The following is a 20,149-nucleotide window of genomic DNA, read 5'->3' on the forward strand; positions in this document are numbered from 1 at the left end:
TTAATCTATTTTGAGATATCTATCACCATTTTGTTCACGGCCTTAATACGGCGATAACGCGGTAATTTCGCCGTATCAAAGGGATAACACCGACCATATTGTTGTTTGAATGTAAAAAATATTTTTCATTAGCTGTCAACCAACAGACCTCTTCATTCTAACGATTAAAGGGTAACGAACATGAAGCTGAAGAAATTGATCGCCGCCTCGGTACTGATGTGCATGCTGCCGGCCAGCGTGTTGGCGAAAGACATCAAGATCGGCGTTTCCATGGCTTACTTCGATGACAACTTCCTCACCATTCTGCGCCAGTCGATGCAAAGCAAAATGAAGGCCGACGGCAACGTCAGCGGCCAGTTCGAAGACGCCAAGGGCGACATCGCGCAGCAAATTCAACAAATCGAAAACTTCGTCAGCCAGGGCGTCGACGCCATCATCCTCAACCCGGTGGATACCCAGGGCGTCAAGCCGATGATCAAACTGGCCGAGAACGCCAAGATCCCGCTGGTGTTCGTCAACCGCAAGCCGGAAGTGACGCTCCCGGCCGGCATGGCCTACGTCGGCTCCGATTCCAAGCTGGCCGGCAAACTGCAGATGGAAGCGTTGGCCAAGCTGATGAACGGCAAGGGTAACGTGATGATCCTGATGGGGGAACTGTCGAATGAATCGACCCGCGACCGCACCCGCGGCGTGGAAGAGGTGGCGGCCAACTATCCCGGCATCAAGATTGTCGATAAGCAAACCGCCAAGTGGACGCGTAAAGATGCGGTGGATATCACCACTGACTGGGTGCTGACCGGCCAGCAGATCGACGCTATCGCTTCCAACAACGACGAAATGGCCATCGGCGCCATCCTGGCGCTCAAGCAGGCTAAAAAGTCCGGCGTGCGGGTGGCCGGCGTGGATGGCACGCCCGATGCGCTGGAATTCATCAGAAAAGGCGATCTGGCGCTGAGCGTGTTCCAGGACGCCAAAGGCCAGGGCGAGGGGGCGGTGCAGACCGCCGTTCAACTGGTGAAAGGCGAGAAAGTGGAGAGCAACGTGCTGATCCCTTACCAGCTGATCACCCAGGCCAATTACCAGCAATTCGCCGATAAAAACAAGAAATAAGCTTTGAAGCCCGCCGCGGGCGCCGGTGTGGGGCGAGCGCGGCGGAAAACGTGGGTCAGTGCGGAGGTAAGCGGTATGTACCCTTATGTTCTTGAGGCCGAAGGCATCAGCAAGCAGTTCCCCGGCGTCAAAGCGCTGGATAAGGTCTCGATTAAAATCAAACCCGGCAGCGTGCACGCGCTGATGGGGGAAAACGGCGCAGGCAAATCGACGCTGATGAAATGCCTGATCGGCATCTACCACCCGGATGAAGGCTCGATAAAAATCAAAGGCCGGCCGGTCACCTTCAGCGACACGCTGCAGGCGCTGCATTCGGGCATTTCCATGATCCACCAGGAGCTGAACCTGGTGCCTTATATGACGGTAGCGGAAAACATCTGGCTGGGGCGCGAGCCGGCGCGGTTGGGGTTCGTCAACCACGAGCAGCTGAACGAGAACACCCGCGAGCTGCTGGCGCGGCTGAACATCAAACTGCAGCCGGACACGCTGGTGGGCGAACTGAGCATCGCCAACCAGCAGATGGTGGAGATCGCCAAGGCGGTGTCCTACAACGCCGATGTATTGATCATGGACGAACCGACCTCGGCGCTGACCGAAGGTGAAGTGGTGCACCTGTTCGCCATCATCCGCGAACTGCGCGAGCAGGGCAAAGGCATCATCTATATCAGCCACAAGATGGACGAGATCTTCGCCATCACCGACGAAGTGAGCATTTTCCGCGACGGCACCTTCATCGCCTGCGACAAAACCGAAAATCTGACCAAGCAGTCGCTGATCACCATGATGGTGGGGCGTGAACTGACGCAGATGTTCCCCAAATTCAACAACAATATCGGCGAGGAAGTGCTGCGGGTGGCGGGGCTGCGCCGCAGCGGCTGGTTCCACGACGTGTCGTTCAGCGTCAAACGCGGCGAGATCCTCGGCGTCGCCGGGCTGGTGGGCGCCGGGCGCAGCGAAGTGATGGAAAGCCTGTTCGGCATGCACCCGGCGGACGGCGGCGAGATCTTTATCGAGGGCCAGGCGGTGAAGGTCGATTCCCCGGCGAAGGCGATCGAGAGCGGGCTGGCGTTTCTCACCGAAGACCGCAAAAAATCCGGCCTGTTTTTGGTGCTGTCGGTGGTCGAGAACATGAGCATCGTCAACCTGTCGGAATACATCGGCAAGAACGGTTTCGTCAGCCACGTGCAGATGGCCAAAGACTGCATGGATCAGATCAAAAAGCTCAACATCAAGACGCCGACCATGGATCAGATCATCAATAACCTCAGCGGCGGCAACCAACAGAAGGTGCTGATTGCGCGCTGGCTGCTGGCGCAGCCGAAAATCCTGATCCTCGACGAACCGACGCGCGGCATCGACGTGGGAGCCAAAGCGGAAATCTACCGCCTGATCAGCGAGCTGGCCAACCGCGGCGTCGCCATCATTCTGGTCTCCTCCGAGCTGCCGGAGATCCTCGGCATGAGCGACCGGGTGATGGTGATGCACGGCGGCCGCATCACCGGCATTTTGGACAAAGACGACGCGGACCAGGAAAAGATCCTGGCGCTGGCCTCAGAATAACGAAGGGTGAACATCATGAGTAACGTAAAGATTGAGAAGCCGCTCTCCGCCGATTCAACGAGCAAGGGAACGCTGTTCTCCGGGCTGAGCGGCAAAATGCCGAAGGATACCGGCATCTTCATCGTGATGCTCGGCATCGCGCTGGTCTTCGAAATCCTCGGCTGGTACATGCGCGATCAGTCGTTCCTGCTGAACCCGAACCGCCTGCTGCTGATCGTGCTGCAGGTGGCGATCATCGGCATCATCGCGGTGGGCGTCACCCAGGTGATCATCACCACCGGCATCGATCTCTCCTCCGGTTCGCTGATTGCGCTGACTGCGGTGGTGGCGGCCAGCCTGGCGCAGACCTCGGACAGCATTTCGCCGATGTACCCGGGGCTGCTCGATCTGCCGGCGGCGATCCCGATCGGCGCGGGGATTGGGGTGGGCATTGTCTGCGGCTTTATCAACGGCTTCCTGATCACCCGCACCGGCATTCCGCCGTTCATCGCCACGCTGGGGATGATGGTATCGGCGCGCGGTCTGGCGCAGTACTACACCAAGGGTAACCCGGTCAGCTTCCTGTCGGACGGCTTTACGTCAATCGGCCAGGGCGCGATGCCGGTGATCATCTTCCTGGTGATTGCAGTGATCTTCCATATCGCGCTCAAACACACCCGCTACGGCAAATACATCTACGCCATCGGCGGCAACATGACCTCGGCGCGGGTGTCCGGCATCAACGTCAACAAATATCTGGTGACGGTTTACACCATCGCCGGCGGGTTGGCGGGACTGGCGGGCGTGGTGCTGGCGGCGCGCGTCAGCAGCGGCCAGTCGAGCATGGGGATGTCGTACGAGCTGGACGCCATCGCCGCGGCGGTGATCGGCGGCAGTAGCCTGATGGGCGGCGTCGGGCGCATCACCGGCACGCTGATCGGCGCGGTGATCCTCGGCCTTATCAAAAGCGGCTTCACCTTTATCGGCGTCGATTCTTACATTCAGGACATCATCAAAGGCGTGATTATCGTCGCCGCCGTGTCGATCGACATGCGTCGCAACCGCAAGAAACACTGATTGCCGTGAATTGCCGCCGGCGCCAGGGTTGGCCGGCGGTGTTTTTTTACCGGGGGGCACATCATGAATTACCTGAAAGGGCTGTGGCTGGCGGTGGCGCTGTGTGCGTCCACCCCGGCATGGGCGCAAACCATCGGCGTATCGATGGCCTATTTCGACCAGAACTTCCTCACCATTATCCGCCAGGCGATCGACAAGGAGGCCAAGGCGCGCGGCATTACCGTGCAGTTCGAGGACGCGCGCGGCGACGTCGGCCGCCAGACCGACCAGGTGCAGAGTTTTATCAGCGCCGGGGTGGACGCGATTATCGTCGATCCGGTCAACTCGGCCAGCACGCCGGTAATGACCAAAATGGTGCAGGCCGCCGGCGTGCCGCTGGTGTACGTGAACCGCACGCCGGGCGACGCCAAACTGCCTCAGGGCGTGGTGTTCGTCGGCTCCGACGAGCGGGAGTCCGGCACGCTGCAGATGGAGGAACTGGCGCGGCTGGCCAACTATCAGGGCAACGTGGCGGTGATGATCGGCAACCTGACCGACGCCGGCGCGCTGCAGCGCACCAAAGACGTGGAGCAGGTGGTGGCCAAATACCCGAACATGAAGGTGGTGCAGAAGCAGAGCGCCAACTATTCACGCAGTGAAGGCATGGATCTGATGATGAACTGGCTGACCAACGGCGAAGCGATAGACATCGTCGCCGCCAACAACGACGAGATGGCGATCGGCGCGATCATGGCGCTGCAGCAGGCGGGCAAGGCGGACAAGAAAGTGCTGATCGGCGGCATCGACGCCACGCCGGACGGCCTCAAGGCGCTGGCCTCCGGCAAGATGCAGGTCACGGTGTTCCAGGACGCGATCGGCCAGGGCAAGGCCTCGGTCGAGGTGGCGCAGCGCATGATCAACGGCGAAAAGCTTGAGCCGTATTACTGGATCCCGTTCGAGCTGGTGACGCCGGCCAATCAGGAGAAATACGCGGCCAAACCGTGAGTTCGCCGTCGGATCCGCGTTGCCGGGGCGCTGCTTGCAGCGCCTTTTTTATTGCGCCAATTGCATGTCCGCTTGCGGCCAGCGCGGCGTCGAACCTTGCCTCACACTGAGGATCTTTACACAGCGTGAGGATGAGCGATGAACGCATTAAACGGCAAGGTGGCGGTGATCGGCGGCGCCAGTTCAGGGATCGGCAAAGCGGCGGCGCTGCTGTTCGCCCGGCAGGGGGCGGCGCTGGTGCTGGGCGCCCGGCGCGCGCCGCTGTTGGCCGAGCTGGTGGAGGACATTCGGCGCGAGGGCGGCCGGGCATTGGCGGTGGCGGGTGACGTACGCGACGAAGCCTTCGCCGAACGGCTGACGGCGACGGCGGTCGACGAATTCGGCGGCCTGGATATCGCCTTCAACAACGCCGGCACGTTGGGGCCGCTGGGGCCGTCGCTGGCGCTCAGCGCGTCAGAATGGCGCGAGGTGCTGGAAACTAACCTGTCCAGCGCCTATTACGGCGCCAGGCATCAAATTCCCGCCATGCTGGCGCGCGGCGCGGGCTCGGTGATCTTCACCTCCACGTTCGTCGGCCACACCGCGGCGTTTCCCGGCACGGCGGCCTATGCGGCCGGCAAATCGGGGCTGATCGGCCTGACGCAGGCGCTGGCGGTGGAGTTTGGCGGGCGCGGCATCCGGGTGAACGCGCTGCTGCCGGGAGGCACCGATACGGCGATGGGGCGGCAGATGAGCAATACCCCGGAAGCCTTGGCGCAGGTGGCCGACCTGCACGCACTGAAGCGGCTGGCGATGCCGGAGGAGATCGCGCAGGCGGCGCTGTATTTGGCGTCTGACGCTTCCTCGTTTGTCACCGGCACCGCGATGCTGGTGGACGGCGGCGTGTCCATCCAGCGCGGCTGAGGTTGGCATGGCCCGTGGCCTGGCGCCACGGGCATACGGGAGAGCGTTACCAGCCTTTGACGGCGTCGCCTTTGTAAATTTCGGCGGCGCTGGCCGCCACTTCGTCGGTCTGATAGGCCTTGACCAGATCTTTTACTTTCTCGCTGTCTTTGTTGTCGATGCGGCTGGCGAAGATGTTGACGTAAGGCGAGTTTTTGTCTTCGACAAACAGCCCGTCCTTGGCCGGCGACAGGCCAATCTGGCTGGAATAGTTGGTGTTGATGATCGCCAGCGTCACCTGTTGGTCGTCCAGCGCGCGCGGCAGCTGCGGTGCTTCAATCTCGACGATCTTCAGCTTTTTCGGGTTGCTGACGATATCCAGCGCGGTCGGCAGCAGGCCGACGCCGTCTTTGAGGGTAATCAGCCCCTGTTTTTGCAACAGCAACAGCGAGCGGCCCAGGTTGGTGGGATCGTTCGGCACCGCCACCTGCGCGCCGTTCGGCAGCTGGCTGAGCGCGGTTATCTTCTTCGAGTAGCCGGCGATTGGGTAGACGAAGGTGTTGCCCACCGCCGCCAGCTTGTAGCCGCGCTCCTGCATCTGCTTGTCCAGATACGGTTTGTGCTGGAAGGCGTTGACGTCCAGATCGCCGTTGTTCAGCGCTTCGTTCGGCAGCACGTAGTCGTTGAAGGTCACCACCTCCACGTCCAGATCGTATTTCTGCTTGGCGACCTTTTGCACCACCGCCCACAGCGACTGATCGATGCCGGCGCTGATGCCGACCTTGATGTGGTGATCGTCCTGTGCGGTCGGGCCGCAGGCGGTCAGCAGCAGCGTGCCGGCGGCGGCCAGCGCCAGGGTGAGGTTTTTCAGCGTAAATGTCATTTTCCCAGGGTCCTTGTCAACATTGCCTGCTAATTTTGGCTGGCAGAATAGTGGCAGTGACTGTAGGTAATCGCTGGGCTAAAACAAAATACTGATTCACTATGACTCATAGCGATTAGCTATGAGCGGCCGCCGCTCCGCGCGGTGCGGATTGTTTTGACGGCGAATCGGCGGGCTTATTATGATAGCCGTTGGCCCACAAGGGGCAGACTGGGTACTGAAACGAAGGAATAGACAATGCGATTGAACACTTGGAGCAAGGCGCTGCTGCCGCTGGTGGTGTTGGCCTGCGTCTCGGCGACTCAGGTTCGGGCGGCGGAAAGCGATACCGGGCCGATCCCCAAACAGCTGCTGGGTAACTGGCGCGTCAGCAAGATCGTGCCGACCCAGACCACCGGCTGCTGGGATCAACAGCAGGCGCAGAGCCTGATCGGCGGTAAAATCAGCTACAAAGCGGATGCGTTCAGCTGGAACGGCACGGCGCTGAAAAGCGAAGGGGCCACCGTCAGCACCGTAGAGGCGCAGGAGTTTGTCGAGGACAATGCCGGCAGCAGCTCCTATATCGATTTCCCGATGCTGGGCATCAGCACGCCGTCGGTCGAGCGCGTGGCCATTCAGCACGCGGATACCGTCATCAAAGGCATCACCGATCAGGGCACCGATGGGGTGCCCGGCGATAACGTGCTGGTGAAAGACGCCAACACGCTGATCCTGTCGCTGTGCAACGTCTGGTTTGAGGCGCAGCGCGAGAAATAATTTCTGCCTTCAGCCCCGGCGACGGGGCTTTCCCACCGCATCACCTCCCGCCACGAGCGCCATTTCTGAACTAAAATTAACCATAACGATATGACCCCGGCGTGATATCGGAGCCTCGGCTCAACCGAGTCCATGACAGGAGGCGCTATGTGTTACCACCATATTGTTATCGCCACCGATCTGAGCGATGACGGCAAACGGCTGGTCGAAAAGGGGGCGTTGCTGGCGGAGGCGCTGCAGGCCAAACTCTCGCTGATCTATGTGGACGTCCACTACGACACCTACCACGCGGCGATCGGCTTTTCGGAGCGCAGTTATGACGGCGTGCCGTTCGAAGAGAAGATCCGCAAAGAGCTGGAACCCACCACGCAAAACGTCAATTACCCGATCGCGGAAGTGATTATCGGGCGCGGCGGCTTCGTTGACGAACTGCGCACGGCGGTCGTGGACAAGAACATCGATCTGCTGGTGTTCGGCCATCACCACGATCTGTGGAGCAACCTGTTTTCTTCTACCCGCAACGCCATCAACCAGCTGAATATCGACGTGCTGGTGATCCCGATCCGCTCATAAACGCGGGCCACCGCCGGGCAATGATGGCGGTGGCCGCTGCGGCCTATTGCGTGAAGAAGTCGTTATACAACATGTACAGATGCGCCGCGCTCCAGGAGAAGTTCGGCGCGCCTTGCTGTTTGCCGGTGAGCGGGTTGTAGTTCTCGCGGATCGGCCCGTCGGCGACCAGGCCGTCGGCGTGGCGGAAGAAGGCCTGCGCCATCGCTACCGCGTCGTCGCGATAGCCGTAGCGTTCCATGCCCTTGAGGCCGAAATACAGCTGATCGACCCACACACGGCCGCGCCAGTAGATGTCCGCGCCGAACGCCGGGTTGGTCAGCGCCGCGGTGCCGAGCGGCACATAGGTATTGAACTCGCGCGGATCCTTCATCACCCTGACCACCGCATCGGCGTGCGGCTGGCTGGCGGCGCCGTTGAACAGCGGCGACCAGCCTTCCGGCCCTTTGCCGCGTTCGACGATCGGTTTGCCGGCGCAGCCGTTGGCCAACGGCCGGTTTTCGATGCGGATGTCGTAGAAGAAACCGCTCTGCTTATCGAACATGCAGGTGTTGATATAGGCCGCCAGCTTATCGGCTTTGGCGCGGAAGGACTCGGCCTCGGCGCCATGGCCCAGAATATCGGCCATCTCCGCCAGGTAGCGGTTGTCGCTGTACATATAGCTGGCCTGATCCACCGACTCCTGCAGCAGCGAGTAGCCGAGCAGCGTGCCGTCCGGCGCGCGGTTTTCGGCGAATTTCACCTGCCAGTCTTCGCGTTTGCCGCCCTGCGCCACGTAGCGCGCCAATTGATCCGGATCGATAAAGCCGAATACCGCCGCATCGTCACGGCCCGACTCCCAGGAGGCGGCGGTCTGCGCCGGGATCGCGATGCTGTCGTAATGCCCCTCGCGCACGATGCGATCGTAGTTGTCGAGGCCGGCCAGCGTTTGCTCGCGTTGCCCGCGTTTGACGGTAAACAGCATGCGCCCGTCGGGAGTATTGTGCGCTTTGTCGCGGGTGGCGCCGTACTCCGGCACGCCGTTGCCGTTGTGATCGCGGTTGCGCAGCCACCAGTCATGGTAAGCCACCAGCTTCGGATACATCTCAGCCAGCCAGCCCTTATCGCCGGTGACGCGATAGACCTCCATCACCGCCCAGGCCGCCAGGCTCGGCTTGGTGTTGCGTTCGTTCCAGTTGCCGCCGTCGCCGCCGCGCTCCGGGCTGGGGTTGTAGGCGATAAGGTCGGGCAGGAAACCGGCGTCCCACGGCCGCAAAGCGTCGCCCGGCCGGATCTGGTAGGCGAACACCGCGCGAATGTTGTCCTTGGCCACGTCCGGGTTGAAGTGCGCCATGGCGTAGGCCTGTTTCCAGGTGTCCCACGGCCAGGTCTGGTTGCCGGAGAACCAGCGCCCGGTGACCGACGGGGTGACCGAGTCGAACTTCATCGCCCCGGCGGCGCCGCGCCAGTTGCCGTTAAGCGTTTCTATCGCTTTGACCGCCACACGCGTTTGTTCCGCCGTGGCGTGCGGGTTGCGGAGCCCGGCGGCGAGATAGCGTTCCCAACGCTGGGCCGACGCGGCCATATAGCGCTGCGGGTGAGCGAGGATGTCGGCGATAGCTCGCTGTTCGCGCTGCGCCTCGTCGGCGGTGAGCAGGTGCGAATAGGTGGTGTACAGCGTGGTGGTGCCGGCGATGCGCACCGTGGCGCGGAAGCGGTGGCCGTCGACCGTGGTGCGCTGCGGCAGCGATTTATGGATCTGATACTCGGACTGGCCGGAGGTCATCAGCTGCGACGGCGCACGCACCTTGCCGAAGGTGACGCGCAGGCCGTCCGCCGTCGGCACAATGCGGCGCTTGTAGTCCGGAAACGCCTGTTCGAGGGTCGCCGGCGGCTGCGGTTTTTGCTCTTTGGCCGCGTAGCGCTCCAGCAATTCGCCATCCCACACCAGCTCCAGCGGCGCATCGGTGATAATTTGCGTCTCCAGCAGCGAGGTGCGCGCACTGGCGAAGCGCAGTGTCAGGTTGACGGTCACCCCCGGCGCGCTGAGCCGTTGCACCAGGGCGCCGGGCAGGCTGTAGGCCGTCATGGTGAAATGCACCGGCTTGCCGTTGCGATACACGCTGAGCCGATCGAAATTGTTGGCCATAAAGTTGATGTATTCTTCGGTCAGCAGCGCCGGGCCGGGGAAGCCGCCCATGCCTTCCGGGCCGCTTGGCAACAGGTGGCCGTGCCAGGCGCCGAGATCGAAGAACGGGTTGAAGCGTTGATGATCGTCGAAGTCATAGTCGAGCATAAAATGCGGCGCGCCGTGGCGATCGATAACGTTTGGGTAGCGTTCGGCCAGCGGGGCGTCGGGCGTTTTCGGCGCGCAGCCCGCCAGCGTCAACGCGAGGGTGAGGGCGGTGGCCAGCGGCGTCAGGGGAGTCATGTTCATCGTAGGGGCCTCAACGGTTACCAATAGAAATATTGCATCAGAAACACCGAGTTGCTGGCGCCGGTGCTGTCGTTGCGCATAAAGAATTTGCTGTCCAGCGCGGTGGCCAGCTTACCGCCGGCATATTCGTACCAGACGCCGAACTGGGCGTAGGAGGTGGCGGTATCTGCCGCGTGATCAAACCGGTGGCGGGCGTAGCTGTAGGCGGTGGAGAGGTACAGCCCTTTGGCGGTTTCCGTCATCGCGCTGAGCATCAGGCCCGATTCGCTGCCGGGATGGCCGCCGCTGTCGCCTTTGCCGGTGTGGTGCCAGACGCGGCCGGCCAGGTGTTTGCCGCGCAGCCCCAGCAGAAACAGCTGCCCCAGGCCGTCGGTCACCTCCAGGCCGTTCAGCAGCGTCAGATTGTCCTGCAGATCGTACTGGGTGTAGCCGTTGATCATCGCCCGGTAGGTGTATTTGTCGGAGTAGCGGTCGTATTTGCCGAAGTGCAGCAGCGCCTTGCTCTCGTCGATGCGGCTTTCCGGCGCCGCCGTCACGCTGTAGCGAAAGCGCCCGGTCAGGTTTTGCAGCTTGGCGGCGTAGCTGAGATCGCGGGTGTTGGGGATCACGTAGCCGTACTCCGGCGTGAAGTCGCCCCACCATTGCAGATCGTCGAGCGACGAGTCGTTGCGTACGCTGAGCATCATCTCGGTGCCGTCATCGGTGCGGTAACCGCCGTAGAAACGGTTCAGGCCCCCCTCGAAGCCGCCCCAGCCGTGTCCGGGCGTCCAGGCGTGGCCCTGGCTGTCCGCCTGCACGGTCCAGCCCTCGCCGTAAATCAGGCCGAACCAGTGGCCCTGTTTGATCTCGAGGCCGCCTTCGATGTAGGTGCCGTCGCTGTATTTATGTTGATGTTCGCCGTTCAAATAGACGCTGCCGCCGATGCCGAGCTCGCCGTAAAAGCGCAGGGCGGTCGCGGCGGTTTCGGGTAACGGCGGCGGCGGCAGCTGATTGCGCTCCGCCGGGGTAACGGGTTCCTGCGCCGCCCAGACCGGCGCGCTCAGTATCAGTAACAAGGGCAACAGGGCGTGATGATTTATTGATGTCATGGGGCATGTGCCTGGTGTTGGATGGATCGGCGCGTCAGTCGAACGGCGGCTCACGCAAGGTCGCTCCCGGTTCCCTGGGAGAAGAGATAAAGTCCGCCCGGTCGCGGGCGGTAAACGGCAGGTATATTAGTAAAATATTTAGTAAAAAATACGCTTTAATCAGTAAATCGTTAACTTGATCACAACGGGTGAAATGGGTATCTTTCGCTGCAGGCGCCCGGCAGTGGTTTGCAAGAGCGAGCGCTGGCCCGGTCTGGGAAGAGAGGGGCGGGCGGCACTGTACGTTGCGCCGCTATCCGATTAAGCTACCGTTTTTCGTCTGTGCATTGGGACTCTATGGCCACACTGAAGGAAATTGCTGAAGCCGCTAATGTGTCCGTCGCCACCGTTTCGCGCGTGTTGAATGACGACCCCACCCTGAGCGTGAAGGCGCAAACCCGCCAGAAGATCCTGGAAGCGGCGGAGCGCCTCGAATACAAGGTGGCGCCCTCCAAACGGCAAAGCGGGCAACGCCTGCATTTCGCCGCGCTGTTCACCTATACGCAGGGTGTGGAGATCAACGATCCCTATTACCTGGCGATGCGCTACGGCATCGAAACGCAGTGCGAAAAGCTGGGCGTGGCGCTGAGCGCCGGTTACGACTTTACCGGCGACAAGGCGCTGCCGGCGGCCGACGGCCTGCTGGTGATCGGCCGGCCACAGCCCGCGCTGTATGAGCAGCTCAGGCAGCAGGAAACGCCGGTGGTGTTTATCGACGGCGTGGTGGACGATGAGCGTTTCGACTGCGTCAATGTCGACCTGTACAAGATCAGCCGCAAGGTGATCGATTACTTCATCGGCCGTGGCTATCAGCGCATCGGCTTTATCGGCGGGCGCGACCATCCGGCCGGCATCGACCAGCGCGAGCAGGCGTTCGTCGAGTATGGCCGGCAGCAAAACGTGGTGCGGCCGCAGGATATCTACCACGGCGATTTCAGCAGCCAGTCGGGCTACCAGTGCGCCAAAGCGATGTTGCAGAGCAAGAATGGCTATCCGCCGGCGCTGCTGGTGGCGACCGATTCGATCGCCATCGGTGTGCTGCGCGCGCTGCATGAACACGGCATTCAGGTGCCGGGGCAGATCGCGTTAATCAGCGTCAACGACATTCCCACCGCCCGCTTTATTTTCCCCGCTTTGTCCACGGTGCGCATCCCTTCGGAAACCATGGGCGCACAGGCCGTCAACCTGCTGGCGGAGCGGCTGCGCGATGAGCGCGCCGTCCCGCTGTCGATCTTCGTTCCCAGCTCGCTGCAGCTGCGTGACACCACCGTCGCCTGACCGGCCCCCGCCTCGGCGGGGGCGTTGGCGCTCAAAATTAACGTCATGATAAAAAAAGGCATTTGAGATTTATTGTGATCCTGTCGTCATTTGGTAAATATCGGCTGTAATTTTTACTAAATATTTACTATCGTTTCCGCATTGCACAGGTGTCGGGAGACGTGACGTGAATAATTGGGAAAACATTGAAAAACAGTCGGAGCACCGGTTGGCGCCGCGCGCGAGCTTCTTCAGCTACGCGGACGCCGAGCAGGCGCTGAGCTTCGATCGCAACGCCAGCCGGCGTTTCCAGCTGCTGAGTGGCCGCTGGCGCTTTCGGTTCTTCGAGCACCCGGCGCAGGTGCCGGCGGCGTTTTACCGTGAGCCGATGAGCGACTGGGGCGATATGGCGGTGCCGGGCATGTGGCAGCTGGAAGGGCACGGCCACCTGCAGTATACCGATGAGGGCTTCCCGTTCCCGATCGACGTGCCTTACGTGCCGACCAACAACCCGACCGGCGCCTATCAGCGCCACTTTACGCTCGACGCCGGCTGGCGGGACCAGCAAGTGCTGATCAAATTCGACGGCGTGGAAACCTACTTCGAGGTGTACGTCAACGGCGACTATGTCGGCTTCAGCAAGGGCAGTCGGCTGTGCGCCGAATTCGACATCAGCCCCTATGTGCGGCAGGGCGAGAACCTGCTGTCGGTGCGGGTGATGCAGTGGGCCGATTCCACCTACATCGAAGATCAGGACATGTGGTGGATGGCCGGCATCTTCCGCGACGTTTATCTGATCGGCCAGAGCGCCACTCACCTTCACGACCTGACGCTGGTCACCACCTTCGATGAGCGCTATTGCGACGCGCAGTTGGCGATCGACGCCGAGCTGCGCCATCTCGGTGTGCAGGCCGCCGAGGGTTGCCGCCTGCAGGCGCAGCTGTTCGACGGCGATCGCTGCGTGGCGGAGCAGTGGCGCGACGATCTGCATATTGAGCGGGCTCTGAGCTGCCGTTTCGAACTGCCGGTCAGCCGCCCGCAACAGTGGAACGCGGAAAATCCCTATCTGTATCAGCTGTTGCTCAGCCTGTATGACGGCGCCGGCAACCTGCTGGGCGTGGTGCCGCAGCGGGTGGGCTTCCGCGAGATCGCGGTGCGCGGCGGGCTGATGTACGTCAACGGGCGTTACCTCAAACTGCACGGCGTCAACCGCCACGATCACGATCACCGTAAAGGGCGCGCCGTCGATATGGCGCGGGTGGAGCGCGACATCGTGCTGATGAAACAGCACAACATCAACTCGGTGCGCACCGCCCACTACCCCAATGATCCGCGTTTTTACGAGCTGTGCGATCTCTATGGCCTGTTTGTGATGGCGGAGACCGATCTGGAGAGCCACGGCTTTGCCAACGTTGGCGATCTGAGCCGCATTACCGACGATCCGCGCTGGGAGCAGGCTTACGTCGAGCGCATCGAGCGCCACGTGGCGGCGCAGAAAAACCACCCGTCGATCATCATCTGGTCGCTCGGCAACGAATCCGGCTACGGGTGCAACATTCGCGCCATGGCCCGGCGCTGCAAGGCGCTCGATCCGACCCGCCTCATCCACTACGAAGAAGACCGCGACGCCGAAGTGACCGACGTGATCAGCACCATGTATTCCCGCGTGGCGATGATGAACGCCTTCGGTGAATACCCGCACCCCAAACCGCGCATTCTGTGTGAATACGCCCACGCCATGGGCAACGGCCCCGGCGGGCTGTTCGAATATCAGTCGGTGTTCAACCGTCACGCCAGTTTGCAGGGGCACTATATCTGGGAATGGTGCGATCACGGTCTGCTGAGCCACGACGAGCAGGGGCGCGAGCGCTACCAGTACGGCGGCGATTACGGCGACTACCCGAACAACTACAACTTCTGCATGGACGGCCTGATCTACCCGGACCAGCGCCCCGGCCCCGGCCTGCGTGAATATCAGCAGGTGCTATGCCCGGTGGAAGTGACGGCGGAAGAAGGCGCAGGCGACGTGCTGCGGGTGAAAAACCGCTACTGGTTCAGCTCGCTGGCGGACATCACGCTGAAGGTCAGCGTCAAGACCGACGGCCGCCAGGTGGCGAGTTACGAATTCAAGCTGCCGCATCTGCAGCCGGGCGAGAGTGAAGACATGCACCTGCCGGTGCTGGCGCTGGGGCAGGGGGAAACGCTGATCGACGTGGCGGTGCATAAGGACAGCGCCACCCGCTATAGCGAGAGCGGCCAGCTGCTGGGGCGTTACCAGCATCTGCGCCAGGCGGCGAAGCGGCTACCGGCTCCACCGTTGGCCGATGCGCCGGCGCTGCAATGCCAAGAGGAAAATCATCAGCTGATCGTCAGCGGCGGCCGGTTCCAGCTGGCGTTCTCGCTGCTGAGCGGCGAATTGCTGTCGTGGCGGGTAGACGATGAAGAAATGGTGGGGCGCGCGCCGCGCATCACCTTCTTCAAACCGGTGATCGATAACCATAAACAGGAATATGAGGGGATTTGGCTGCCGTATCACTTCCCCATCATGCAACAGCATTTCCGCCGCCTCAGCCGACACTGGCAGGGGGAGGATCTGCTGATCGAGGTGCACAGCCTGATCGCGCCGCCGGTGTTCGACTTCGGCATGCGCTGTACCTATCGCTGGCGCATCTCCCCGCAGGGCTGTGTCAGCCTGGATCTGGCCGGCGATCCTTACGGCGATTTCCGGCAGGTGATCCCGAAAATCGGTCTCGATTTCGGCATCAGCCGCCGCTTCGAACAGGTGGAGTACTACGGCCGCGGGCCGGGCGAGAACTACCGCGACAGCTGCCGGGCCAACCTCATCGGCCACTACCGGCAGCGCGCCGACGCGCTGTTCGAACACTATCCGTTCCCGCAGGACAACGGCAACCGGCAGGACGTGCGCTGGCTGAGCCTGCAGGACGCGGCGGGCAAGGGGATCTTCATCCAGCCGCGGCGGCCGATCAACTTCAGTCTGTGGCCTTACAGCGCCGAGATGCTGCATCAGGCCCAGCACATCAACGAGCTGGAGCCTGACGATTGCCTGACGCTGAACCTGGACGATCAGGTGCTCGGTCTCGGCTCCAACTCCTGGGGCTCCGAGGTGCTGGATACCCACCGGGTCTATCTGGCGCCATTCAGTTACGGCTTCACGCTGGTGCCGTTCGACGGCCGGCAAACGGACGGCGCCACGCTCGCCGGTTATGACTTCGCGCCGGCCCCTCATCACCCGCAGTCTGCGGAGGAAAACGCATGATCATTCTCGAATCCCTGACGGAGTTTCAGCGCATTTATCACAGCGGCAAGAAATGGCTGCGCTGCATGGAGGCGATCGCCAATGTCGATCGCATCAGCCCGAACGTGTGCCATTCGATCGGCGACTCGCTGACCTATCGGCTGAGCGTCGGTGCTGGCCGGCAGCACGGCTGGCTGGAAGGCAACCGCCGCTACTTCGACGTGCACTACTACCTCGAGGGAGAGGAGATCGTCGAAGTCGCCGACAAACGGGCGCTGACGACGGTGGCGCCCTATCAGGACGAAACCGACCGCGAGTTTTTCAGCGGCGAAGGCGAGAGGCGCCGGGTTGGCAAAGGCAACGTGGTGATCTTTGAAAACCACCAGGCTCACCGCTTCAAAGAAAGCGGCAAGGTAAAAAAAGTCATTTTAAAAGTGACGGTGGAAGACAGCTATTTCATCAACAAATAGCGCGACCGCCGATCGATAACAACAAACCGAAGTTCCCTACACCATTCGGAGAATCTCTATGGCTGCGTCGAACAGAAACACCATCGGCAAGTTTGGCCTGCTGTCGATGACGTTTGCGGCAGTGTTCAGTTTCAACAACGTGATCAACAACAATATTCAGCTCGGCATCGCCTCGTCGCCGGTATTCCTGGTGGCGACGATCATTTACTTCATTCCCTTTTGCCTGATCATCGCCGAGTTCGTCTCGCTCAACCGCAACTCCGAGGCCGGCGTCTATGCCTGGGTCAAAAGTGCGCTCGGCGGGCGCTGGGCGTTTATCACCGCCTACACCTACTGGTTCGTGAATCTGTTTTTCTTCACCGCGCTGCTGCCGCGCGTCATCGCCTACGCTTCTTACGCGTTCTTGGGCTATGACTATGTGTTTACGCCGCTGACCACGGCGATCATCAGCATCTTCCTGTTCGCCTTCTCGACCTACATCTCCAACAGCGGCGCGAAACTGCTGGGGCCGATGACCTCCGTCACTTCGTCGCTGATGCTGCTGCTGACGTTTTCCTACATCATCCTGGCGGGCGCGGCGGTGCTGGGCGGCATCGAGCCGGCCGATCCGATCAACGTGCAGGCGATGACGCCGAACTTCAACTGGGCGTTCCTCGGCATTACCGCCTGGATCTTCCAGGCGGCGGGCGGGGCGGAATCCGTGGCGGTGTACGTGAACGATGTGAAAGGTGGCAGCCGCGCCTTCGTGAAGGTGATCATCGTTTCCGGGCTGTTCATCGGCGTGCTGTATTCGGTGTCATCGCTGCTGATTAACGTATTCGTGCACCGCACCGACCTGCATTTTACCGGCGGTACGGTACAGGTGTTCGAAGGCTTGTCGGCGCACTTTGGCCTGCCGACGGTGCTGATGAACCGCTTTGTCGGCATCGTCTCCTTCACCGCCATGTTCGGTTCGCTGCTGATGTGGACGGCGGCGCCGGTGAAAATTTTCTTCACCGAGATCCCGAAGGGCATTTTCGGCGAGAAAACCATCCGCCTGAACCGGCACGGCGTGCCGACGCGCGCCGCCTGGATCCAGTTCTTCATCGTTATCCCGCTGATGCTGATCCCGACGCTGGGCTCCAGCAGCGTGCAGGATTTGATGAATACGCTGATCAACATGACCGCCGCCGCCTCGATGCTGCCGCCGCTGTTCATCATGCTGGCCTACCTGAATCTGCGGCTGAAGTACGACCGGGTGGCGCGCGATTTCAAAATGGGCTCGCGCCTGCAGGGCATCGCCATCGTCAGCGTGCTGATCGCCATCTTCACCGTCGGCTTCTTCGCCTCGACGTTCCCGACCGGCGCCAGCATCATGACCATCGTGTTCTATAACGTCGGCGGGTTGGTGGTGTTCCTCGGCTACGCCTGGTGGAAGTACAACCGCTACTCAAAGACTCTGAATGCCGAGGCGCGCTACCACGAAGACATGCCGCTGGCGCGTCTCGCGCTGGAAGCGCAGGAGGGGGCGCCTGCCGGTCAACCCGCGCTGACCACGCCCGCATGCAATAAACCGCTGTAATTGCTCACCTCTCGACTCCGCGCCCCGGCGCGGAGTCTCGCCTTGCGAAAAAAATCTGCCTCTGCGTTTGCATAATACATAAGTGAATACTAATGTGTTTGTATGAACGAAAATGACATCTTCAAGGCGTTGGCCGATCCGACCCGCCGCTGCATCTTCGACAAACTCGCCGCCGGCAGCATGAACGCCAGCGCGCTGCGCGAAGGGCTGCACATCAGCCAGTCGGCAATGTCGCAACACCTGGCGGTGCTGCGCAATGCCGGGCTGGTGCGCGAGGCGAAGCAGGGGCGCTGCGTCAATTATCAGGTCGACCCGGACGGGCTGGCGCAGATTGCCCAGTGGCTGGCGAAGTACCGCGCCTGGTGGCCGGCGCGCATCGACGCGCTGCAAACTTTGCTGAAGGACATGGATCAATGAACAAACGGGCTGAGCCACCGCCGCACGATCGGCTGGTGTTGGAGTATGCGCTCGAGGCGCCGCCGGAAAAAGTGTGGCGGGCGCTCAGCATTCCCGAGCTGCGCGAGCAGTGGCTGCCGACGGGGGATCTGGCACAGGCCGAGCCGCTGGCCACCACGCCGGGCGAGGCGGTGAGCTACCGTCTGCGCGACGACCAACCGCCGTTCCTCGAAAGCGTGGTGACGCTGCAGATTGTGCCGGATGCCGGCGGCGGCAGCCTGTTGCGGATTATTCACCAGCTCGACGCCGCCAACGACGGCCCGACGACGATGATGCGCGCCGCCTGACGCGTTAAACACACTTCCCTTTGTTGCCAACCCAGGAGTTCACCGATGCGTGAGAAGATGATGCTCGTCCCGATGGTGGTGGAACAGACCAGCCGGGGAGAACGCTCCTTTGATATTTATTCGCGCCTGCTGCGCGATCGGATCGTGTTCCTCAACGGCGAAGTCAACGACGACGTGGCTGAAATGCTGTGCGCCCAGTTGCTGTTTCTGGAGGCGGAAAACCCGGAAAAACCGATCCACCTGTACATCAACTCGCCGGGCGGGGCGATCACCAGCGGGCTGGCGATTTACGACACCATGCAGTATATCCGCGCCCCGGTGCATACGCTGTGCATGGGCACCGCGCGCTCGATGGGCTCGTTCCTGCTGATGGCCGGCGAATCGGGGCACCGCATGGCGCTGCCTAATGCCAGCCTGCACGTGCACCAGCCGCTGGGCGGCTTTCAGGGGCAGGCCTCCGACATCTTGATCCACGCCGAAGAGATGAAGCGCACCAAAGACACGGTGATTCGGTTGTATGCCCAACATTGCGGCCTAAGTTATGAAGAGGTGGAGCGGGTGTTGGATCGCGATCGCTTTATGACCGCCGACGAAGCGGCGGCCTGGGGGCTGATCGATCGGGTGCTGCGGGCGCGCTAAAGGGCTCAGGAGTGCGTGGCGGATTGTAGCGTTTGCCAAACCCGTTCAAGTCCGAATTCGACCATCGCGAAATAGAGACTAAAATAGCGCTCCGCCATGATGAAGAACGAACTGTTGAGTTCGATCACCACATTATTGGTGGTGGTCAGCAGGCCGGATTTTTCCGCCGCCTGCAGGATGCGGTTCACGTGCGCGCGTGAGACGGAGCAGGACTTGGCGATTTTCGCCGAGGAGAGCAGCAGAAAGGGGGAGTCCTGTCGGATGCTTTCGATAAACAACATCAACAGCACCATGTGGCCGGCATCTTTGCTGATGAACAGCGCGGATTGCGGCACCAGGTCGATCAGGTAGACCTCCTTGAGCATCAGTTGCCCGTAGGCGGCGAAAAAAGTGGACAGAAAGTCGGGCGCCGCCAGCAGCGCCGCGATGGGCATCTGTGGCGCCAGCGCCTGATAAGGGCGCGCCATTGAGGCGATCAGCGCCTGGGTTTCCGCCAGCGCGTGCGGCGTAGGCTTATAGCGTAACTGGCGTTTGTCATGCTCGCAGGGTTTGACCTCCAGCCGGCGCCCGACCCGTAAAAAGAACAGAAAGGAATCCAGGGAATTCTCGCTGATCATATTCTTCCCTTTGAAAAAGGCTTTGATGTCTTTCAGCGCGGCGGCGTGCTGGTGGTAATAAATGGACAGGATGGTGGAGCAGATGATGAACCGGCTGTTCCTGAAAATGATTTTGTAAAACAGCGGATGCTTCTTGTAGGTCTCCCTCAATAATTCCCCGTGTTTGACGATGGCGGCGTGGAACGCCGGTGACTGCCTGATGATGTTGGCCTGTTTCTCCAGGTGAAACTGTAGCTGGAATCTGCTTAGACTCATTTTCCCT

At 61.3% G+C, this 20,149-nt stretch carries 18 protein-coding genes; 14 read left to right on the top strand and 4 right to left on the bottom strand.

Annotated elements, in window-relative coordinates:
• Positions 1-180 precede the first annotated feature (180 nt).
• The 5 genes from ACJ8QF_RS05605 (at position 181) to ACJ8QF_RS05625 (ending at position 5,613) form a co-directional block, all read left to right on the top strand.
• Positions 181-1,110 (top strand): sugar ABC transporter substrate-binding protein, encoded by a 930-nt coding sequence (locus ACJ8QF_RS05605; RefSeq protein WP_015377544.1) that lies wholly within the window; start codon positions 181-183, stop codon positions 1,108-1,110.
• 75 nt (positions 1,111-1,185) lie between these two features.
• Positions 1,186-2,670, top strand: a complete 1,485-nt coding sequence (locus tag ACJ8QF_RS05610; RefSeq protein ID WP_004940975.1) for a sugar ABC transporter ATP-binding protein — start codon at positions 1,186-1,188, stop codon at positions 2,668-2,670.
• 15 nt (positions 2,671-2,685) lie between these two features.
• Complete coding sequence (locus ACJ8QF_RS05615; RefSeq protein ID WP_004940978.1) at positions 2,686-3,726, top strand: ABC transporter permease; 1,041 nt, start codon at positions 2,686-2,688, stop codon at positions 3,724-3,726.
• A gap of 63 nt (positions 3,727-3,789) precedes the next feature.
• Positions 3,790-4,710 (top strand): sugar ABC transporter substrate-binding protein, encoded by a 921-nt coding sequence (locus ACJ8QF_RS05620; RefSeq protein ID WP_004940980.1) that lies wholly within the window; start codon positions 3,790-3,792, stop codon positions 4,708-4,710.
• Between the two features lie 138 nt (positions 4,711-4,848).
• Positions 4,849-5,613, top strand: a complete 765-nt coding sequence (locus ACJ8QF_RS05625; protein WP_004940984.1) for an SDR family oxidoreductase — start codon at positions 4,849-4,851, stop codon at positions 5,611-5,613.
• A gap of 46 nt (positions 5,614-5,659) precedes the next feature.
• On the opposite strand, the gene metQ is transcribed toward ACJ8QF_RS05625, so the two are convergent.
• The gene (metQ, locus tag ACJ8QF_RS05630; protein ID WP_325962000.1) at positions 5,660-6,475 is read right to left on the bottom strand and encodes a methionine ABC transporter substrate-binding lipoprotein MetQ; all 816 of its coding nucleotides are present in this window, start codon (positions 6,473-6,475) and stop codon (positions 5,660-5,662) included.
• A gap of 237 nt (positions 6,476-6,712) precedes the next feature.
• Here metQ and ACJ8QF_RS05635 point away from each other — a divergent pair, with 237 nt between their 5' ends.
• Complete coding sequence (locus ACJ8QF_RS05635; protein ID WP_004940990.1) at positions 6,713-7,231, top strand: hypothetical protein; 519 nt, start codon at positions 6,713-6,715, stop codon at positions 7,229-7,231.
• 147 nt (positions 7,232-7,378) lie between these two features.
• On the top strand, positions 7,379-7,804 hold the full coding sequence (locus tag ACJ8QF_RS05640) for a universal stress protein (RefSeq protein ID WP_015377548.1): 426 nt from the start codon (positions 7,379-7,381) through the stop codon (positions 7,802-7,804).
• A gap of 43 nt (positions 7,805-7,847) precedes the next feature.
• Here ACJ8QF_RS05640 and ygjK read toward each other — a convergent pair whose 3' ends face one another.
• Together ygjK and ygjJ are read right to left on the bottom strand one after the other, a co-directional pair.
• On the bottom strand, positions 7,848-10,217 hold the full coding sequence (gene ygjK, locus ACJ8QF_RS05645) for an alpha-glucosidase (protein ID WP_442537343.1): 2,370 nt from the start codon (positions 10,215-10,217) through the stop codon (positions 7,848-7,850).
• Between the two features lie 17 nt (positions 10,218-10,234).
• Entirely contained in the window at positions 10,235-11,305 is a 1,071-nt protein-coding gene (gene ygjJ / locus ACJ8QF_RS05650; RefSeq protein WP_050561938.1) for a protein YgjJ, read from the bottom strand.
• 336 nt (positions 11,306-11,641) lie between these two features.
• Here ygjJ and ebgR point away from each other — a divergent pair, with 336 nt between their 5' ends.
• The 7 genes from ebgR (at position 11,642) to ACJ8QF_RS05685 (ending at position 19,270) form a co-directional block, all read left to right on the top strand.
• The gene (ebgR, locus tag ACJ8QF_RS05655) at positions 11,642-12,622 is read left to right on the top strand and encodes a transcriptional regulator EbgR (protein WP_442537344.1); all 981 of its coding nucleotides are present in this window, start codon (positions 11,642-11,644) and stop codon (positions 12,620-12,622) included.
• Positions 12,623-12,788: 166 nt separating this feature from the next.
• Complete coding sequence (ebgA, locus tag ACJ8QF_RS05660) at positions 12,789-15,878, top strand: beta-galactosidase subunit alpha (protein WP_442537345.1); 3,090 nt, start codon at positions 12,789-12,791, stop codon at positions 15,876-15,878.
• A complete protein-coding gene (locus ACJ8QF_RS05665; RefSeq protein ID WP_015377553.1) occupies positions 15,875-16,327 on the top strand; it encodes a beta-galactosidase subunit beta in 453 nt (150 codons plus the stop codon). The genes ebgA and ACJ8QF_RS05665 overlap by 4 nt, the downstream gene beginning before the upstream one ends.
• Positions 16,328-16,385: 58 nt before the next feature.
• Positions 16,386-17,888: an amino acid permease gene (locus ACJ8QF_RS05670; protein ID WP_015377554.1), complete on the top strand. Its 1,503-nt coding sequence runs from the start codon at positions 16,386-16,388 to the stop codon at positions 17,886-17,888.
• A gap of 102 nt (positions 17,889-17,990) precedes the next feature.
• Complete coding sequence (locus ACJ8QF_RS05675; protein ID WP_049188197.1) at positions 17,991-18,305, top strand: ArsR/SmtB family transcription factor; 315 nt, start codon at positions 17,991-17,993, stop codon at positions 18,303-18,305.
• Positions 18,302-18,631 carry an SRPBCC family protein gene (locus tag ACJ8QF_RS05680; protein WP_049188199.1) on the top strand — a complete coding sequence of 110 codons (330 nt, stop codon included), beginning with the start codon at positions 18,302-18,304 and terminating at the stop codon, positions 18,629-18,631. Before ACJ8QF_RS05675 ends, ACJ8QF_RS05680 begins: the two co-directional genes overlap by 4 nt.
• Positions 18,632-18,676: 45 nt before the next feature.
• The gene (locus ACJ8QF_RS05685; protein WP_154870810.1) at positions 18,677-19,270 is read left to right on the top strand and encodes an ATP-dependent Clp protease proteolytic subunit; all 594 of its coding nucleotides are present in this window, start codon (positions 18,677-18,679) and stop codon (positions 19,268-19,270) included.
• A gap of 5 nt (positions 19,271-19,275) precedes the next feature.
• On the opposite strand, the gene ACJ8QF_RS05690 is transcribed toward ACJ8QF_RS05685, so the two are convergent.
• Entirely contained in the window at positions 19,276-20,142 is an 867-nt protein-coding gene (locus ACJ8QF_RS05690; RefSeq protein ID WP_015377557.1) for a hypothetical protein, read from the bottom strand.
• Positions 20,143-20,149: the final 7 nt, after the last annotated feature.

The sequence above is a fragment of the Serratia sp. CY81684 genome, assembly GCF_052166595.1.
Taxonomy (GTDB): Bacteria; Pseudomonadota; Gammaproteobacteria; order Enterobacterales; family Enterobacteriaceae; genus Serratia; species Serratia nematodiphila.

Coding starts and splice junctions, on each gene's coding strand:
- ACJ8QF_RS05605 (WP_015377544.1), top strand. CDS start 181: ATGAAGCTGAAGAAATTGATCGCCGCCTCGGTACTGATGTGCATGCTG.
- ACJ8QF_RS05610 (WP_004940975.1), top strand. CDS start 1,186: ATGTACCCTTATGTTCTTGAGGCCGAAGGCATCAGCAAGCAGTTCCCC.
- ACJ8QF_RS05615 (WP_004940978.1), top strand. CDS start 2,686: ATGAGTAACGTAAAGATTGAGAAGCCGCTCTCCGCCGATTCAACGAGC.
- ACJ8QF_RS05620 (WP_004940980.1), top strand. CDS start 3,790: ATGAATTACCTGAAAGGGCTGTGGCTGGCGGTGGCGCTGTGTGCGTCC.
- ACJ8QF_RS05625 (WP_004940984.1), top strand. CDS start 4,849: ATGAACGCATTAAACGGCAAGGTGGCGGTGATCGGCGGCGCCAGTTCA.
- metQ (WP_325962000.1), bottom strand. CDS start 6,475: ATGACATTTACGCTGAAAAACCTCACCCTGGCGCTGGCCGCCGCCGGC.
- ACJ8QF_RS05635 (WP_004940990.1), top strand. CDS start 6,713: ATGCGATTGAACACTTGGAGCAAGGCGCTGCTGCCGCTGGTGGTGTTG.
- ACJ8QF_RS05640 (WP_015377548.1), top strand. CDS start 7,379: ATGTGTTACCACCATATTGTTATCGCCACCGATCTGAGCGATGACGGC.
- ygjK (WP_442537343.1), bottom strand. CDS start 10,217: ATGAACATGACTCCCCTGACGCCGCTGGCCACCGCCCTCACCCTCGCG.
- ygjJ (WP_050561938.1), bottom strand. CDS start 11,305: ATGACATCAATAAATCATCACGCCCTGTTGCCCTTGTTACTGATACTG.
- ebgR (WP_442537344.1), top strand. CDS start 11,642: ATGGCCACACTGAAGGAAATTGCTGAAGCCGCTAATGTGTCCGTCGCC.
- ACJ8QF_RS05665 (WP_015377553.1), top strand. CDS start 15,875: ATGATCATTCTCGAATCCCTGACGGAGTTTCAGCGCATTTATCACAGC.
- ACJ8QF_RS05670 (WP_015377554.1), top strand. CDS start 16,386: ATGGCTGCGTCGAACAGAAACACCATCGGCAAGTTTGGCCTGCTGTCG.
- ACJ8QF_RS05675 (WP_049188197.1), top strand. CDS start 17,991: ATGAACGAAAATGACATCTTCAAGGCGTTGGCCGATCCGACCCGCCGC.
- ACJ8QF_RS05680 (WP_049188199.1), top strand. CDS start 18,302: ATGAACAAACGGGCTGAGCCACCGCCGCACGATCGGCTGGTGTTGGAG.
- ACJ8QF_RS05685 (WP_154870810.1), top strand. CDS start 18,677: ATGCGTGAGAAGATGATGCTCGTCCCGATGGTGGTGGAACAGACCAGC.
- ACJ8QF_RS05690 (WP_015377557.1), bottom strand. CDS start 20,142: ATGAGTCTAAGCAGATTCCAGCTACAGTTTCACCTGGAGAAACAGGCC.